The 16222-nt window shown below is 72.1% G+C and carries 14 protein-coding genes; 1 reads left to right on the forward strand and 13 read right to left on the reverse strand.

Features of this window, described 5'->3' with window-relative positions:
* Positions 1–18: 18 nt before the first annotated feature.
* On the forward strand, positions 19–1272 hold the full coding sequence (locus ACH4T9_RS14420; protein WP_396672944.1) for an ROK family protein: 1254 nt from the start codon (positions 19–21) through the stop codon (positions 1270–1272).
* A 35-nt stretch (positions 1273–1307) separates the two neighbouring features.
* Here ACH4T9_RS14420 and ACH4T9_RS14425 read toward each other — a convergent pair whose 3' ends face one another.
* The 13 genes from ACH4T9_RS14425 to ACH4T9_RS14485 all read right to left on the reverse strand — a co-directional run bounded on the left by ACH4T9_RS14425 (position 1308) and on the right by ACH4T9_RS14485 (position 16193).
* Complete coding sequence (locus ACH4T9_RS14425) at positions 1308–2198, reverse strand: sulfite exporter TauE/SafE family protein (protein ID WP_396672943.1); 891 nt, start codon at positions 2196–2198, stop codon at positions 1308–1310.
* Positions 2195–2797 (reverse strand): rhodanese-like domain-containing protein, encoded by a 603-nt coding sequence (locus tag ACH4T9_RS14430; RefSeq protein ID WP_396672942.1) that lies wholly within the window; start codon positions 2795–2797, stop codon positions 2195–2197. The genes ACH4T9_RS14425 and ACH4T9_RS14430 overlap by 4 nt, the downstream gene beginning before the upstream one ends.
* Before the next feature lie 26 nt (positions 2798–2823).
* Positions 2824–4224 (reverse strand): rhodanese-like domain-containing protein, encoded by a 1401-nt coding sequence (locus ACH4T9_RS14435; protein ID WP_396672941.1) that lies wholly within the window; start codon positions 4222–4224, stop codon positions 2824–2826.
* A 137-nt stretch (positions 4225–4361) separates the two neighbouring features.
* Positions 4362–4631, reverse strand: coding sequence for a metal-sensitive transcriptional regulator (locus ACH4T9_RS14440; protein ID WP_091089764.1), 270 nt, complete (start codon positions 4629–4631; stop codon positions 4362–4364).
* A 216-nt stretch (positions 4632–4847) separates the two neighbouring features.
* Positions 4848–5180 carry a cupin domain-containing protein gene (locus tag ACH4T9_RS14445; RefSeq protein ID WP_387018055.1) on the reverse strand — a complete coding sequence of 111 codons (333 nt, stop codon included), beginning with the start codon at positions 5178–5180 and terminating at the stop codon, positions 4848–4850.
* A 160-nt stretch (positions 5181–5340) separates the two neighbouring features.
* The gene (locus ACH4T9_RS14450) at positions 5341–6486 is read right to left on the reverse strand and encodes a peptidoglycan DD-metalloendopeptidase family protein (RefSeq protein WP_396686832.1); all 1146 of its coding nucleotides are present in this window, start codon (positions 6484–6486) and stop codon (positions 5341–5343) included.
* A 336-nt stretch (positions 6487–6822) separates the two neighbouring features.
* Positions 6823–8748: a ricin-type beta-trefoil lectin domain protein gene (locus ACH4T9_RS14455; protein ID WP_396672939.1), complete on the reverse strand. Its 1926-nt coding sequence runs from the start codon at positions 8746–8748 to the stop codon at positions 6823–6825.
* Positions 8749–8865: 117 nt separating this feature from the next.
* Entirely contained in the window at positions 8866–10269 is a 1404-nt protein-coding gene (locus ACH4T9_RS14460; RefSeq protein ID WP_396672938.1) for a GH1 family beta-glucosidase, read from the reverse strand.
* A gap of 46 nt (positions 10270–10315) precedes the next feature.
* Positions 10316–11320 (reverse strand): ABC transporter ATP-binding protein, encoded by a 1005-nt coding sequence (locus ACH4T9_RS14465; protein WP_396672937.1) that lies wholly within the window; start codon positions 11318–11320, stop codon positions 10316–10318.
* Positions 11317–12354, reverse strand: a complete 1038-nt coding sequence (locus tag ACH4T9_RS14470; RefSeq protein ID WP_396672936.1) for an ABC transporter permease — start codon at positions 12352–12354, stop codon at positions 11317–11319. The genes ACH4T9_RS14465 and ACH4T9_RS14470 overlap by 4 nt, the downstream gene beginning before the upstream one ends.
* A gap of 3 nt (positions 12355–12357) precedes the next feature.
* Entirely contained in the window at positions 12358–13338 is a 981-nt protein-coding gene (locus ACH4T9_RS14475) for an ABC transporter permease (RefSeq protein ID WP_396672935.1), read from the reverse strand.
* On the reverse strand, positions 13335–14429 hold the full coding sequence (locus tag ACH4T9_RS14480) for an ABC transporter ATP-binding protein (protein ID WP_396672934.1): 1095 nt from the start codon (positions 14427–14429) through the stop codon (positions 13335–13337). Before ACH4T9_RS14480 ends, ACH4T9_RS14475 begins: the two co-directional genes overlap by 4 nt.
* Positions 14430–14510: 81 nt before the next feature.
* Entirely contained in the window at positions 14511–16193 is a 1683-nt protein-coding gene (locus ACH4T9_RS14485; RefSeq protein ID WP_396672933.1) for an ABC transporter substrate-binding protein, read from the reverse strand.
* Positions 16194–16222 lie beyond the last annotated feature (29 nt).

Genomic DNA, 16222 nt, shown 5'->3' on the forward strand with positions numbered 1-16222 from the left:
AGGGGGAGGACCGGACCGATGGACGCCAGACGCACCACCGTGCGCGACATGCGTCGCGCCAACCGCGCGGTGCTGCTCACCCGGATCTGGCTGGACGGCCCGCTGAGTCGGCACGAGCTGGGGGAGGCCACCGCGCTGAGCCTGGCCAGCGTGAGCAACCTGGTCGGCGAGGTGATCGACGAGGGGCTGGTCGAGGAGGCCGGCTCGGTCGAGTCCGACGGCGGCCGACCCCGGGTGCTGCTACGGGTGACCCCCAGCTACGGCTACCTGGTCGGCGCCGACGTCGGGGAGACCCGGATCCAGGTCGAGCTGTTCGACCTGACGATGACCGCCCTGGCCAAGGCGGAGTACCCGATCGCCGCCGCCGAGCCCGACCCCGACGCGGTGGTGGCCCACCTGCTGCACGGGCTGACCGCCGTGACCGAGCAGGCCGGCGTCGACCCCGCCGCGGTGCTCGGGCTCGGGGTGGCAATCTCCGGGACGGTGGAGCGCACCGCCGACGCCGTCGTGCACGCCCAGACGCTCGGCTGGGAGGGAGTGCCGCTGGGCGCCATGCTCCGCGCCGGCACCGACATCCCCGTGCACGTCGACAACGGGGCGAAGACGCTCGGCCAGGCCGAGATGTGGTTCGGCGCCGGCCGGGGCACCCGGCACGCCGTCGTCGCGCTGGTCGGCTCCGGAGTGGGCGCTGCCGTGATCACCGACGGGGTGAGCTACCGGGGCGCGCACAGCAGCGCCGGCGAGTGGGGGCACACCACCATCGCGTACGGCGGTCGCCGGTGCCGCTGCGGCAACCTGGGCTGCCTGGAGGCGTACGTCGGGGCGGAGGGCATCCTCGACCGCTACCGGCAGGCCAACCGGGGCCGGCCGGCGGCCGGCGGCGACGAGGAGAGCGCGCTGGGCGAGCTGCTGCGCTCCTCGACGAAGACCGCCGAGGCGGTGCTCGACGAGACCGTGGGCTACCTCGGCGCCGGGGTGGCGACCCTGATCAACCTGTTCAACCCCGAGCGGGTGGTGCTCGGCGGGTGGGCCGGGCTGGCCCTCGGCGAGCGGTTCCTGCCCCGGATCCGGGAGGCCACCGCACGGCACGCGCTGCGCCAGCCGTACGCCCAGGCCTCGATCGAGCTGTGCCAGCTCGGGCCCGACGCGGTCGCGATGGGCGCGGCCACCCTGCCGATGGCCCGGCTGCTGCGCGACGGCGGAGTGCCCCGATCGGCCGCCGCCCGCCCCGCGGCGTCCACGCGCCCGGCCCGCCGGCCGCGCGCCCGCTGACCCGCACGATCGCCCCCCGGCACGTTGCCTGCGCGTCACGACCGTCCGGCCACCACGGCCTCACGGGCGGTGTGCCGGCCCCGCCGGCGGTTCTGCCGGACGGTGACGCCGGCCGTCACCACGGCGGCCAGGCCGAGCGCGATCCACAGCAGCGGGTTGGTCCGCACCGCGTCGGGAAGCTGCTGGGCGAGGACGAAGACGCCCATCACCACGACGAACCAGCCGAACGCCTTGCGTAGCACGTCCTCGGGAATCCGGCCGGTGAGCCGGCCGCCGAGCAGGCTGCCGACGACGGCCGCGGCGGTCACCACGGCGGCCAGGCGCCAGTCGATGCTGACGCTGGACAGGTAGCCGGCCAGGCCGGCGAAGGACTTCATGGCGATGACGACCAGCGAGGTGCCCACGGCGACCGGCATCGGCAGGCCACCGAGCAGGGCCAGCGCCGGCACCACCAGGAAGCCGCCACCGGCGCCGACCAGGCCGGTGACCAGGCCGACCACGACACCGTCGAGGACGACCGGCCCGACGGGAAGCTCGTGCGCCACGGGCCGGCTCTCGGCGCCGCGCCGACCGCGGATCATCGCGATGGCGGTGGCCAGCATCATCAGGGCGAACCCGGTGAGCAGCACCCCGGCCGGGATGAACCCGGCGAGACGGCCGCCCGCGTACGCGCCGGTCATACCGGCCACGCCGAAGATCAGCCCCGTGCGCCACCGGATGCGCCCGGCTCGCGCATGCGGTAACACGCCAACCGCGCTGGTGACCCCGACGACGAGCAGCGAGGTGGCGATGGCCTCCTTGGCCGGCAGGCCGGCGACGTAGACCAGCAGCGGCACGGCGAGGATCGAGCCGCCGCCGCCGAGCAGGCCGAGGCTGATCCCGATCAGCACGGCCAGCCCGACGGTCAGCGCGAGGCTGCCCGTCATGCCCGCCGCCCGGCCGTCGATCTCTCCCGGAGTTGGCCGACGACGGTGTCCAGGTCGCAGCTGGCGCCCCGGTTGTAGGGGAGCTTGCCGAGCAGCATGCCCATCGCGCAGGTGTTGGTCACTGCGGCGAAGGTGAGGCCGGCGCCGATGAACCCGGCGACCCACTTGAGCTGCGGCACGAACACCGAGCCGAGGACGCTGGCCAGGACGACGGATCCGGCGACCAGGCGTACCTGGCGCTCCAGGTCCCAGCGGGGGTTTCCCTGGCTGATCGGCGCGTCGGCCGCCTGCCAGGCCATGATGCCGCCGTCGAGCACCTTCAGGTTGGCTAGACCGGCCCCGGCGAGGGTCCGTTCGGCCTGGGCGGCGCGGACCCCGGAGCGGCAGATCAGCACGACGTCCTCGTCGAGGTGGCGGCGCAGCTCCTCGCGGTGCTCCTTGAGCAGGTCCAGCGGCACGTTGTAGGAACCGGGGATGTGCGAGGTCTCGAACTCGCCCGGGGTACGCACGTCGAGCAGCCGGGGCGCCCGCCCGGTGGCGATCAGCTCACGCAGGGTGGCCGCGTCGAGCGTCGAGGGGGTGGTCGGGGTCGTGGTCATTCTTCCTCCGTCGAAAGTAGCTTCGGTCAGGCGGTGGCGGCCATCCGGACGCCGGCCTGCTCGGCGTGGCTGAACATGTCGTCGATCAGGACGACCTCACGGCCGGCGTTGGCCAGCAGCGACGCGGCGGCGGTGGCGCGGTAGCCGGAGCCGCAGTGCACCCACACGGTGCCGGCCGGCACGTCGCCGAGCCGCGTGGGCAGGTCGGGCAGCGGCACGTGCACCGCGCCGTCGATGTGGCCGGCCTTCCACTCGTTGGTCATCCGCACGTCGAGCACGACCTGCGGGGCGGGCAGGCCCTCGGGGGTGTTCCCGGCCTGTGCGGCGGCGAGGGCCGGGAAGTCGGCGACGGTCAGCTCCCGCAGGTCGGCCGGGCCGGCCGCCCACTGCTCGGGGGCTCCGGTGGACTGGGCGGCCGGGCGGTCGATGCCGATGCGGACCAGTTCCCGCTGGGCGTCGGCGACCTGCTCCGGCGTCTCCGCCAGGAGGGTGATCGGCACCCCCCAGGTGATCAGCCAGCCGAGCCACGTCGACATGGGCCCGTCGAGGCCGAGGCTGACGGTGCCGGCGAGGTGCGAGCCCGCGTACGCCTTGCGGTGGCGCAGGTCGACCACCCACTCCCCGGCAGCGATCCGCCCCCGCAACTGCGTGGCGTCGGCCCGGGTCACCGGGCTGAGGTCGACCGGGGCGGGCCCGGCGGCGTTGGCCACTCCCATGTGGGCGTAGTAGGCGGGGTAGGCGTCCAGTCCGGCGAGGGTCTCGGTGACGAACTGGTCGGCGGCCAGCCGCAGCGCCGGGTTGGCCTGCTTCTCCCGGCCGATGGTCGACTCCGGGGCGTCGGCCTGGCTGGCCGAGCAGAAGCTGCCGAAGCCGTGGGTGGGCCACACCTGGGCGCCGTCGGGAAGCAGGTCGGCCAGCTTCCGCGCCGATTCGTGCTGGTGGTGGGCCAGGGTGTGGGCGTGCTGTTGGCCGAGCAGGTCGGTACGCCCGGTCGTGCCGAACAGCAGCGACCCGCCGGTGAACACCCCCACCGGGGACCAGCCGCCGTCGCCGGCCTCGTCCAGCACGTACGACAGATGGTGGAAGGTGTGCCCGGGAGTGCCGACCACCCGCAGCCGCAGCAGGTAGGACACGGCCACCTCGTCGCCGTCGTTGACCGGCATCCGGTCGAAGCCCATCTCGTCGGCGGCGGAGACCAGGTACTCCGCGCCGGTCAGCCGGGCCAGTTGCAGGCCGCCGGAGACGTAGTCGTTGTGGATGTGCGTCTCCACCACGTGAGTGATCCGCACACCCTTCTCACCCGCGAGATACACGATTCGGTCGATGTCCCGCTGCGGGTCCACCACCACCGCCACCCGGCCGTCCGTCGCCAGGTAGCTGCGGTCCCCGAGGGACGAGGTCGCGAGGACCGACACCTGCACCGTCATCCGTCTACTCCTTTCACTACCTACATACCCCGGGGGGTATGCAGGAGACAGTCGTCACCCTTGGTCGAACTCGAACAGGCGCTTACCCGCCCCGGCGGCGAACACGCCACCCGGGCGTCGGCGTCAGCCCTGGTGGGTCACGCCAGCGCCAGGAACAGCTTCTCCAGTTCCTCCTCGGTCATCTCCGGCTGCTCGCCGCGATCGCGGGCGCCGGAGCAGTGCCGCATGCCGGAGGCAATGATCTTGTACCCCGCCCGGTCGATCGCCTTCGACACCGCGGCGAGCTGGGTCAGCGCCTCGCGGCAGTCCTGACCGCTCTCCATCATCTCGATGACCGCATTGAGCTGCCCTCGCGCTCGCTTCAGGCGGGTCAGCGCCTCGCCGGTCATCTCGGGACGCAACTTCATCTCGACCACCTCCCCTCTCACCGTACACCTACCCCGGGGGGTATCCGGTCGGCCTCGATGTCGACCTTGCCGGAGGTGTGCTTCTCGCCGGACCGACCATCACAACATACCCCCTGGGGTATCCATTCCCGCCAACGGAGCCCCGGTTGGATGGCCGGCAGCCACCGACGGCGGGCGTCGGCCCGGCCTGCCGGTGGTCTGTCCGGCACCGTCGGATCAGGGCAACTTGGCAACGGTCAGCAGGATCGCGGAATCCTCCAGCGCCTCGAGACTGTGGCGTGCGTCGGGCACGATCAGCAGGTCACCGGTGCGCGCCTCCCACGACTGCTCACCAGCGATCATGCGGACCCGGCCGTGGAGCACCTGGACCGTGGCCTCGCCCGGGTTCTCATGCTCCGCGAGGCGTGCGCCCCCGCTCATGCCGATGACCGTCTGGCGTAGCACCTTCTCGTGGCCGCCGTAGACGGTATCGGCGGTGTGCCGGCCACCGGCGTCGGCTGCGCGATCGACTTGCTGGCGGGCGAGGGCTGCGAGCGAGATCTTCTGCATGCCGTCATTGTCCCAGTCCGGCCGTTGTCGCCGCCGCCTGGCCCGGACGCAGCACGTCCGTCCCGGCTTGTCGTTGCTCCCGCGGCTGGACAGTCAGGGGAGGTTCTGCCCAGACGTGCCGTGCCCGGCGCGACGGCTCGCCGCCGCGCCGGGCAGGCGATCAGCACCAGCCGTTGATCGTGCTGTTCACCCCGGTCCAGAGGTACGCGTCGGAGACCCAGCTACCGTCGCTGAGCCGGTTCCAGAGCGACGTGGTGCCGTACCGCCCGGCATGTGAGGTTCCGTTCGCGGAGCAGGAGATGGTGACGGTGGCCCCGTCGCCGACCGATCCGAGCGCGGCGTAGCCGGTGCCGGGCCCGGCACGCCGGGTGAGGCTCCCACCGCCGTTGGCGTCAACCACTCCCTGGGTGAAGCCGAGCGCGCCGTAGTTGTAGACGGCGCTGCCGGCCCCGGCCCAGGCCGATCCGTGCCGCGTGCCACCCTGGTAGGCGGCGGCGCCGTTCTCGAACGCCCACTTGCCGATGCCGTGACCGGCGATGGGGACGTACGCGCTGTTCTGCCGCAGCCCGAAGTGGACGTGCCGGCCGTAGGCGGCCCCGCCGCAGGTGACGTCGGTGCCGGTGTAGCCCAGGTAGGCGCCCGCGCCGACCGCCGCCCCGTTGACCGAGATGCTGCTCCACAGGTGGTAGTAGTCGGTCGAGTAGCCCCGGTCGTGGATCACCCGGATCCAGCCCTGGCACATCGTGTACGCCGTGCCGCCCCGGGCGGCGCGGACGACCTGGTCGCCGCCGGCGAGGTCCACGGAGCTGTACGGCGACTCGCTGCCGCCCCAGCCGTGCGGGCCGCTGGTGAGCGTCCAGGTCTGGCCGACCGCGAACGGCAGGGCCATCCCGGTCCGGTAGTCACCGCCGGCGTACGTGGGGGCCGGCGTGGTCTTGAAGACCTGCCGCTCCCGCTCCGACACGAGGGGCGACTCGCCGGCCAGTTCGCTGAAGTCGGCCTCGCCGTCGAACGCGACCCGCCACCGTCCGGCATCGGCGCGCGCGATGAACACCGAGCCGGTCGGGTGGGCGTCCTTTTTGCGGGGGGCGACCGCGACGGCTGTGCCGAACGCCCACCGCCCCTCCTGCCGGCTGATCGTGACGCGGGTTTCCGGTGTCGCGACATCACCCGTGCTGGAACGCTCGGCCTGACCGAGCAGCTTGTTGGTCACGGCCTCGGTGACGGTCGGGGGCACCGGCTTCGGCGCCGCCCCGGCGCTCGCCGGATCACCGCCGATCAGGATCCCCGCCGCCAACAGAGCCATCGGAATGCCAGCCCACCGCCGCAACTGTCCCATCGACACACTCCTTAAATCGATCTGTACCTATGGGCGATGCGGTGACGATAAGCGGCGGCAAGAATAATGTCTACATACCGCAACCGCAGCCACGAAATTTTCTTTCGATGGCGGGTCGGGCCGATGGCCGCGGTCAACGTCGAGCCCGTCCGTGCCCGGCACGATGAACGACCTGCCGGCAGTCGACGCGGGAAACCCGCAAGGTGATGTCCGGAGTGGGCAGGTTCGGGAGTTTTCCCATCCCGCGCTGTCCGCCCCTGGTCGGCGGCGCACTGTCCCGGGCGCCGCCGACCGTACGGGCCGTCAGGCCGGCAGGTTCCACTTCTGGTTGGCCCCGCCGGTGCACGACCAGACCTGCGTCTTCGTGCCGTCGGCGGAGACGTTGCCGGTGATGTCGAGGCACTTGTTCGCCTGCGGGTTCACCAGGTCCCGCCCGGCCGTCCACGTCCACTGCTGCGCGGCGCTGCCGTTGCAGGTCCACAGTTGTACCTTCGTGCCGTCGGCGGTGCCGCCGCCGGAGACGTCGAGGCACTTGCCCAGCGACCGCAGCGTCCCGTCGGAGGCGCGGGTCCAGGTCTGGTTGGCGCTGCCGGCGCAGCTCCAGATCTGCGCCGCGGCGCCGTCGGCGCTGCTGTTGTCGGTGACGTCCAGGCACTTGCCGCCGAGGCCGGTGACCGGTCCGGTCGGCCCGGTGGGCGTCCCGGGCCCGGACTGGGTGCCCGCCCAGGTGAACGTGGCGGTGGTCCGGGCCGGCAGGGTGTAGGTGAACGACTGCCCGCCCCAGACCACCTTCACCGACTGAGCGGACGTGCCACCGTTGTGGGCCAGCAGCGCCTTGGTGCCGTCGGAGTTGCGGTAGGCGACGTTCTGCACCGTGCCGTTGGCGGTGGAGGCGATCCGCTGCGCCCCGGGCCGGACGAACTTGGTCAGGTGCCCGGTGGTGTAGTACTCGATCGTGTAGTCGACCTGGCCGGCGCGGGAGCCGCCCTCCTGCACGGTGATCAGGCCGGTGCAGGTGCCGCAGCCGCCGTTGTGCGGGCCCATGTTCTGGTTGAGCGCCAGGCTCCACTTGACGATGCTCCGGCTCCAGTTCCGGGCGTAGTTGACGATGTCTGCCATGTCCTCGTTGTGCTGGTTGCCGATCCAGGTGCCACCGGAGTGCTCGGTGCTGAACTGCGGCACCGACGGGTACTGGCCCTGCACCTGGCTGCCGACCGCCGGGTCCCCGAAGTAGCCGTGCCAGGCGATGCCGCCGAAGAGCGGGTCGGTGCGTACCGCGGCGTCGCCGAGCACCCCGGCGCCCATGGTGGCGTAGTCGCCGTAGTTCCAGTCGTGCACCAGCACCTTCGTGGTGATGCCGGCGGCCCGGAACGCGGGGTAGACGAAGTTCTTGGTCAGCTCGGCCAGGCCGGAGGAGTTCCAGCTCATCCCGGGGTAGTCCATCGCGGCCGGGTTGCCCGACTGGCAGCAGTTAGGCTCGTTCTGCACCGAGAGGTAGTCGACCTTCACGCCACGCGCCGCGTACGCCTGGACGGTCTTGACGAAGTACTGGGCGTAGGTGGCGTAGTACTGGGACTTCAGCCAGCCCATCTGGTCCATCCGGCCGTTGTCCTTCATCCAGCTGGGCGCGCTCCACGGCACGACCTTGACCCGCAGGGCGGGGTTGAGCTGCCGGGCCTGGGCGGTGAGCAGCTCGACGTTGGTGTCGTAGCCGTTGGCGCCGAAGTCGGTGAGGTCGCAGCAGGTGTCGTCGAGGGAGACGTGCCCCGGGCGGGACAGGTCGGAGGCCCCGATCGGGTTGCGGACGAAGGACAGCCCGATGCCGTCGGTGGGGCTGAACAGCTTGCGCATCACCTCGTCGCGGGTGGCCACGCTGACCGGGCCGCCGCGTAGCAGGTACGCGGTGGTGTCCGTGATCGACGCGCCGGCGCCCTCGAACGGCTGGTATCGGGTGTTCTCGTCGACGGTGACGGTGTGCGTGGCTCCGCTGCTGGACGCCGCGAAGCTCACCGGAGCCTGCTGTTGCAGCCCGCGGGTGACGGCGCGGCCGCCGGCGTCGGAGGTGGTGGTGAGCCAGACGTTCACGCTCTCACCGGCGGCCTGCGCGGTCGAGGCCGCGAGGGTCAGGACGCCGGTTGTCAGGCAGAGTGTGAGGGCCCCGGCCAGCGCGGCGCGGGCCGGCGAGCGGTGGGTGGTGGGTGGGGTGAGGGGTGAGGAATCGACGGTCATGACTGAGGAAACACTGTTGTAACTCTTATGTCAAGCACTGAAAAAAGCGACGGGCCGGCACGGACAGGGGCGGGGTGACGGCACCGTCGCCGCCTCCCCGCCGTGCCGTCCGGTCGCTCAGCCCCGCCCGCGCACCCGCCGGACGGTGTCACGGAACCACAGCGCGCTGCGCTTCGGGACGCGTTCCTGCGTGTCGTAGTCGACCCGGACGATGCCGAACCTCTTGTCGTAGCCGTACGACCACTCGAAGTTGTCCAGCAGCGACCAGGCGAAGTAGCCGCGCACGTCCGCGCCGGCCCGCCGGGCCCGGGCCACCGCGCGCAGGTGCTCGGCGAGGTAGTCCACCCGGTCGTCGTCGGCGACGAAGCCGCGCGCGTCCGGGCGGTCGTCGAACGCCGCGCCGTTCTCGGTGATGACCATCGGCAGGCCGGGGTAGTCGCGGCTGATCCGCAGCAGCAGGTCGGTGAAGCACTCCGGGACGATCTCCCAGTCCATCGCCGTGCGCGGTCGGCCCCGTGGGACGACCCGGCGCACCGGCCGGCCGTCGGCGTCCCGGTCCCGGCCGTCGGCGTCCACCCCGGAGAAGACCTGCCCGAAGTAGTAGTTGACCCCGAGCACGTCGAGCGGGGCGGCGATGACCGTCAGGTCGTCGTCGTACACCGGGACCGTCACCCCGTCGGCCGCCAGGTCGGCCAGCACGTCGTCGGGGTACCGGCCGTGCACGAGCGGGTCCAGGTAGAACCGCGCGCCCAGCCCGTCGGAGGCCCGGGCGGCGTCGCGGTCGGCGGCGCTGTCGGTGGCCGGTTCGGCGGTGGCCAGGTTCAGCGTGATGCCCACCTCGACCGGGGTGGTGGCCGCCGCCCTGATCCGCCGGGTCGCCAGCCCGTGGCCGAGCAGCAGGTGGTGCGCCGCCGCGATGGCGTCGCCGAGGTCGCGTCGGCCCGGGGCGTGCTCGCCGTACGCGTAGCCGAGCATCGCCGAGCACCACGGCTCGTTGAGCGTGGTCCACGTCCGTACCCGGTCGCCGAGGGCGTCGAAGACCAGCATCGCGTAGTCGGCGAACCGGTAGGCGGTGTCCCGCGTCGGCCAGCCGCCGGCGTCCTCCAGCTCCTGCGGCAGGTCCCAGTGGTAGAGCGTGACCCACGGGTCGACGCCCCGGCCGAGCAGCTCGTCGACCAGCCGGTCGTAGAAGGCCAGGCCCGCCGGGTTGGCCGGGCCCCGCCCGCCCGGCTGCACCCGGGGCCAGGCCGTCGAGAACCGGTACGTGTCCACGCCCAGGTCCGCGGTCAGGGCCACGTCCTGCGGCATCCGGTGGTAGTGGTCGCAGGCCACGTCGCCGGTGTCGCCGCGGGCCACCGCCCCCGGGACGCGGCAGAAGGTGTCCCAGATCGACGGTGTCCGTCCGTCCTCGGCGACCGCGCCCTCGATCTGGTACGACGACGTGGCCACCCCCCAGCGGAAGGAAGCTGGGAGGGTGTCGATCGGGTCGGTGGTCGCCGACCCGGCGGCGGTGGACTTCATGCTGCTCCTCGGTGCGACGCTGAGCCGGTACGCGGGAACGTGCTCGTCACCGGGCGACCGCCTCGTCGGCCTGGTGCAGCCAGCAGGCGACCGCCCGGCCCGGGTCGCCGGCCGGCGGGCCGAGCGTCGGCAGCCGGCTGTCGCACGGCGCGACCGCCCGGGGGCAGCGCGGGTGGAACGCGCACCCCTCGGGCATCGCGCGCAGGTCTGGCGGGGAGCCGGGGATGCCCGTCAGCTCCCGGCGCGGCCCGCGCAGGGCGGGGAAGGAGTGCAGCAGCCCGTCGGTGTACGGGTGCAGCGCCGCGCCGTACAGCTGCGCGGCCGGGGCCTGCTCGACGATCCGGCCGCCGTACATGATGGCGATGCGGTCGGAGAACTCCACCAGCAGCGACAGGTCGTGGGTGATGAACAGCACCGCGAAGCCGAGCCGTTCGCGCAGCTCGGCGAGCTGGCTGAGGATCTGCCGCTGCATCACCACGTCCAGGGCGGTGGTCGGCTCGTCCATGATGACGACCTGCGGCTCCAGGGCCAGCGCCATGCCGATCATCACCCGCTGCCGCATGCCGCCGGAGAGCTGGTGCGGGTAGCTGTCCAGCCGGTCGGCGGAGATGCCGACCAGCCGCAGCAACTCCCGGGCCCGGGCCAGCCGGGCCGGGCGGCTCAGCCCCGGCTGGTGCGCCCTGATCACGTCGACGAGCTGGGTGGAGACCTTGTGCACCGGGTTGAGGGAGTTCATCGCCCCCTGGAACACGATCGACGTCTCCGCCCAGCGGAACGCCCGCAGCTGCGCGGGGGACAGGGCGAGCACGTCGACCGGCGGGCCGTCGACGGGGTGGTAGACCACCTCGCCGCCGCTGATCACCCCGGGCGGCGGGAGCAGCCGGGTCAGCCCGTACGCCAGGGTGGACTTGCCGCTGCCGCTCTCCCCGGCCAGGCCGAGCACCTCGCCCCGGTGCAGGGTGAGGTCGACCTCGCGGACGGCGCGCACGGCCGATTCACCGAGGCCGTAGTCGACGCTGAGCCGACGGATCTCCAGCACCGGTTCGCTCATCGACCGGCCTCCTCTCGCTGTCCGGGCGCGGCCGGCGACGCCGGCCGGGGCGCCAACACCGGGGTGAAGCCCACCCGCATCCGCACGGTGCGCCCGTCGGCCGTGCGGATCCGGGACCGCCCGGCGCTGCGCAGGCGAGGGCTGACGAACTCGTCGATGCCGAAGTTGATCAGCGCCAGGGCGGTGCCGAGCAGCGCGATGGCCAGCCCGGCCGGCACGAACCACCACCAGGCGCCCTGCGCCAGGGCCTGCTGACTCTGCGCCCAGAACAGGATGGTGCCCCAGTTCCACGACGAGACCGACGAGATGCCGATGAAGGCCAGGGTGATCTCCGACATGACCGCGAAGATCACCGTACCGACGAAGCCCGAGGCGATGATCGCGGTGAGGTTCGGCAGGATCTCGAAGCCGATGATCCGCCAGGTGTGCTCGCCGGTGGCCCGCGCGGCCTCCACGTAGTCGCGCCGACGTAGCGACAGCGTCTGGGCGCGCAGCACCCGGGCACCCCACGCCCACGAGGTGAGCCCGATGACCAGGGCGACGACCAGGTCGCCGGCCCCCTCGACCGTGGACGTGACGATGATGATCAGCGGCAGCGCCGGGATCACCAGGAACACGTTGGACAGCGCGGACAGGCCGTCGTCGGCGAGCCCGCCCAGGTAGCCGGCGGTCACCCCGACCAGGACGGACAGCACGGTGGCCACCACGCCCGCGGTGAGGCCGACCAGCATCACCCCGCGGGTGCCGACCAGGATCTGGCTGAACACGTCCTGTCCGAGGTGGGTGGTGCCGAACCAGTGTGCCGCCGACGGCGGCTCGAGCAGGTCGGCGCTGCGGGCGTCCGGGTCGTACGGCGCGATCCACGGGCCGATCACCGCGAGCAGCAGGTACCCGGCGACCACGACCAGTCCGGTGGCGGCCTTGCCGCCGCTGACGAACCGCAACCGACGGCGGCGGCCCGGCCGGACGCTGGGCTGCGCCATCGCCCCCTGCTCCGGGATGACCTGCTCCACACTGGAGGTGGGAATGCTCACGGCTCAGCCCTCCTTGCGGGTACGCGGGTCGAGGAACAGGTACACCACGTCGGCGAGCAGGTTGGCCACCAGCACCGACAGCGTGATGACCAGGAAGATGCCCTGCATCAGCGGGTAGTCTTTGGCGCTGACGGCCCGGAAGAGCAGGAACCCGAGCCCGGGGTACGAGAAGACGATCTCCACGAGCAGGGTGCCGCCGACGATCAGCCCGAGCGACAGGGCGAACCCGGCGACGTTGGGCAGCAGCGCGTTGCGCGCCGCGTAGCTCATCGCGACCCGCCGCTCGGGCAGGCCCTTGGCGTGCGCCACCGTGATGTAGTCCTCGGCGGCGACAGTGACCATCATGTTGCGCATGCTGAGGATCCAGCCGCTCATCGAGGAGATCAGGATGGTGGCGGCGGGCAGCAGGCTGTGCTGGACCGCGCTGCCCAGGAAGATGCTGTCCAGGGCGGGGACCAGGCCCGGCTCGTAGCCGCCGGAGGACGGGAAGAAACTGCCCGGACCGGCCAGCACCGCGATCGCCACCAGGCCCAGCCAGAAGTACGGCACCGAGGACAGGAACGTGGTGACCGGCAGCAGCCCGTCCACCCAGGAGCCGCGCCGCCAGCCGGCCAGCACCCCGAGCCCGGTGCCGAGCACGAAGCTGACCGCGGTGGTGACGCCGACCAAGAGGAGGGTCCAGGGCAGCGCGTCGCCGATGACCTCCGACACCGGCGACGGGAACGCCGTGAACGACAGCCCCAGGTCGCCGTGGGCGAGCTGTCGCCAGTAGTCGACGTACTGGTCCCACAGGCTGTCGTCGGAGTCGAGGCCGAACAGCACGTACAGCGAGTGGATGGCGTCGGTGCTGAGCTGTCCCTGGAAGCGGGAGACCAGCGACTTCACCGGGTCGCCGGGGATCATCCGGGGGATGAAGAAGTTGATGGTCAGCGCCGCCCAGGCGGTGAACAGGTAGAAGGCGACGCGCCGCAGGAGGAAGATCATCGGCTGGCCTCCCCGCCCACCGTCGCTGCCGCCGCGCCGGCCCCGGTGACGTCGGGGTGGTAGAGCCAGCAGGCCGTCCAGTGCCCGTCGTGGTCGCCGACGGTCAGCCTCGGGGGCAGCTCCTCGGCGCAGCGCGGCAGGGCCACCGGGCAGCGCGGGTGGAACCGGCAGCCGGCGGGCGGCCGGATCAGGCTGGGCGGCTCGCCGTCGCCGCGCTCGGCCACGTCCGCCCCGGCGTCGCCGGTGATCCGGTCCGGGTCGGGCGCCGAGCCGATCAGCAGCCGGGTGTACGGGTGCGCCGGGCGCTGGGTGACCGTCTCGCTGTCCCCGCCCTCGACCAGGCGGCCGGCGTACATCACCAGCGTCTCGTCGGCGAAGTAGCGGGCCGAGGCGATGTCGTGGGTGATGTAGAGGATCGCCAGGTCGAACCGCTCCTTGAGCTCGCGCAGCAGGTTGAGCACGCCGAGCCGGATCGACACGTCGAGCATGGACACCGGCTCGTCGGCGAGCAGCACCTCCGGGTCGGCGCCGAGCGCGCGGGCGATGGCGACCCGCTGCCGCTGCCCGCCGGACAGCTCGTGCGGGAAGGAGTCCAGGTAGCGCTCGGCCGGGGTGAGCCGGACCCGTTCGAGCAGCCGCCGCAGCGCCGCGTCGAGGTCGGCGTCGGTGCGGCCGGCGTTGCCGTGCACGCGCAGCGCCCGGGTCAGGTGGTAGCGCACGGTGTGCACCGGGTTCAGTGACGCGAACGGGTCCTGGAAGATCAGCTGGACCTTCCGGGCGTACGCCCGGAACGGCCGCCCGCCGCGGACGGTGACCGGCTCGCCGTGCAGCGCGATGGTGCCCGCCGTGCGCGGATAGAGCTGCGCGAGCAGCCGGGCGACGGTCGACTTGCCGGAACCGGACTCGCCGACCAGGGCGGTGACCCGGCCGCGGCGCAGGGTCAGCTGCACGTCGTCGACCGCGTGCACGGCCGTTCGGGTACGGGAGAACAGGCCGCGCAGCCGCCTGCGGACGGGGAAGTGCTTGGTCAGGCCGATCGCCTCCAGCACCTCCTCGCCGGCGGCCGGGGCCGACGGGGTGGGCGTCGTCATCCGGGTTCCTGTCTGCTCAGGGATGGTCGCGGCGTGGCCGCCGGTGGTCCGGGCGGAGGGCCCGGACCACCGGCGCCCGGCTCAGGATCCGGCGGGCCGCAGGTGCTGCACGACGTCCGCCGCGTTGGGCTGGGTCGGCTGCCCCGCGCCGTAGGCGTTCGCGTCGTCCGGCCACCCGGTCCAGTTCTTCGTGCTGTACGCGGACCCGACGTTGTCCGCGCCGACCGGGATGATCGGCGTCTGCTCCACGAAGACCTTCTGGAGCGTGGCCAGGGCCGCGGTGCGGGCGGCGTCGTCGGTGGCGTTGGCGTACGCGGCGAGCGCGGCGGTGGCCTGCGGGTTGTCGAAGCGGCCGAAGTTGCCGGCGGGGGAGGCCTTGCCGATCGGCTTGAGCAGCCGGCCGTCCATCACCGTCTGGTAGATGTCGTACGGGGTCGCCCCGCCGTTGGTCCACCGGAAGGTCGCGTCGAACCGGCCCTCCTCGACGTTGCGGAACCAGGCGTCCTGGTTGGCCTTCTCCACGGTGGCGGTGATGCCGATGGTGGACAGGTTGTCCTTCACGATCTCCAGGCTCGTCTGGTAGTCCGACCAGCCGGACGGGTCGGTCAGGGTGAGGGTGACCGGCTTGCCGCTCGGGTCGACCAGCTTCTCGCCGGCGTACCGGAAGCCCGCCTCGGTGAGCACCTTCTTCGCGCCGTCGACGTCGATCCGCTGCTGCTGGCCCTTGAACTCGGCGGCGACGTAGGCGTCGCCGGCCGGGCTCGGCAGCCCGGTCACACTGGTCACCACCGGGTGGAAGTACCCGGCCGAGGCCTGCTGGAAGATGTCCTCCCGGTTGACCACCATGTTCATCGCCCGGCGCAGGGCGGGGTTGTCGAACGGCTTACGGGTGGTGTTGATGTACAGGCCGTGGATGCCGAGCACCGGTGGTGCCCACACCTTGTGGTTGGCCGGGTCCTTGCCGACGAACACCGTCTTGACGTTGGGGATGAAGACGAAGCTCCACTCGGACTCGCCGTTGGCCAGCGCCGTGGTCTGCGCGTTGTTGTCGGTGAACGAGGTGTAGCGCAGCTCCTTGACCTTCGGCAGTTCCTGCCAGTAGCCGCTGGTGCGCACGGTCAGGGTGGTGGTCTGCGGGGTGAACGACGTGAGCGTGTACGCGCCGCTGCCCACCGGGTTCTTGTTGACGTTGGTGCCCGGGTCCTTGATCGCCGACCAGATGTGCTGCGGCACGATCGGCACCTGGGCGATGATCTTCTGCTGGTTGACGAACTGCGGCGAGGCGAAGCCGAGGGTCACCTGGTTGCCGGCGGTGGTGATCGAGGTGTACGGGGTGGCCGCGATGTTGAGCGCCTCGTTGGCCTTGAGCAGGTTGTAGGTGAACGCGACGTCGGCGGCGGTGACCGGCTTGCCGTCGGACCAGGTGGCGTTGTCCCGGAGGGTGACGGTGACCGAGCGGTAATCCGCGGTCCACTCGGCCTTCGAGGCCAGCCACGGCTTGAACGGATCGGCGGGCTTGACCGGATTCCACATCATCAGCGGCTCGTAGATCTGCCACCGGTAGCCCAGCGACGCCGCCGACGAGGTGGTCAGGAACGGGTTGTGGTTCTCCGTCTGCGGGCCGTTGGGCATGCCGACGTTGAGCACGGTCGCGCCGCTGCCGCCCTTGTCCCGGTTCCGGGTGTTCGCGGTCTCGCTGCACGCGGTCCCGGTGGCGGCGATCGCGCCGGCCAGCGCGACGGCGACGAACTGGCGTCTTCTCATGGTGGTCTCCCTCGATGCTCCCCGCTGCG

The sequence above is a fragment of the Micromonospora sp. NPDC020750 genome (assembly GCF_044334565.1).
Lineage (GTDB): Bacteria > Actinomycetota > Actinomycetes > Mycobacteriales > Micromonosporaceae > Micromonospora.

Coding starts and splice junctions, on each gene's coding strand:
- ACH4T9_RS14420 (WP_396672944.1), top strand. CDS start 19: ATGGACGCCAGACGCACCACCGTGCGCGACATGCGTCGCGCCAACCGC.
- ACH4T9_RS14425 (WP_396672943.1), bottom strand. CDS start 2,198: ATGACGGGCAGCCTCGCGCTGACCGTCGGGCTGGCCGTGCTGATCGGG.
- ACH4T9_RS14430 (WP_396672942.1), bottom strand. CDS start 2,797: ATGACCACGACCCCGACCACCCCCTCGACGCTCGACGCGGCCACCCTG.
- ACH4T9_RS14435 (WP_396672941.1), bottom strand. CDS start 4,224: ATGACGGTGCAGGTGTCGGTCCTCGCGACCTCGTCCCTCGGGGACCGC.
- ACH4T9_RS14440 (WP_091089764.1), bottom strand. CDS start 4,631: ATGAAGTTGCGTCCCGAGATGACCGGCGAGGCGCTGACCCGCCTGAAG.
- ACH4T9_RS14445 (WP_387018055.1), bottom strand. CDS start 5,180: ATGCAGAAGATCTCGCTCGCAGCCCTCGCCCGCCAGCAAGTCGATCGC.
- ACH4T9_RS14450 (WP_396686832.1), bottom strand. CDS start 6,486: ATGGCTCTGTTGGCGGCGGGGATCCTGATCGGCGGTGATCCGGCGAGC.
- ACH4T9_RS14455 (WP_396672939.1), bottom strand. CDS start 8,748: ATGACCGTCGATTCCTCACCCCTCACCCCACCCACCACCCACCGCTCG.
- ACH4T9_RS14460 (WP_396672938.1), bottom strand. CDS start 10,269: ATGAAGTCCACCGCCGCCGGGTCGGCGACCACCGACCCGATCGACACC.
- ACH4T9_RS14465 (WP_396672937.1), bottom strand. CDS start 11,320: ATGAGCGAACCGGTGCTGGAGATCCGTCGGCTCAGCGTCGACTACGGC.
- ACH4T9_RS14475 (WP_396672935.1), bottom strand. CDS start 13,338: ATGATCTTCCTCCTGCGGCGCGTCGCCTTCTACCTGTTCACCGCCTGG.
- ACH4T9_RS14480 (WP_396672934.1), bottom strand. CDS start 14,429: ATGACGACGCCCACCCCGTCGGCCCCGGCCGCCGGCGAGGAGGTGCTG.
- ACH4T9_RS14485 (WP_396672933.1), bottom strand. CDS start 16,193: ATGAGAAGACGCCAGTTCGTCGCCGTCGCGCTGGCCGGCGCGATCGCC.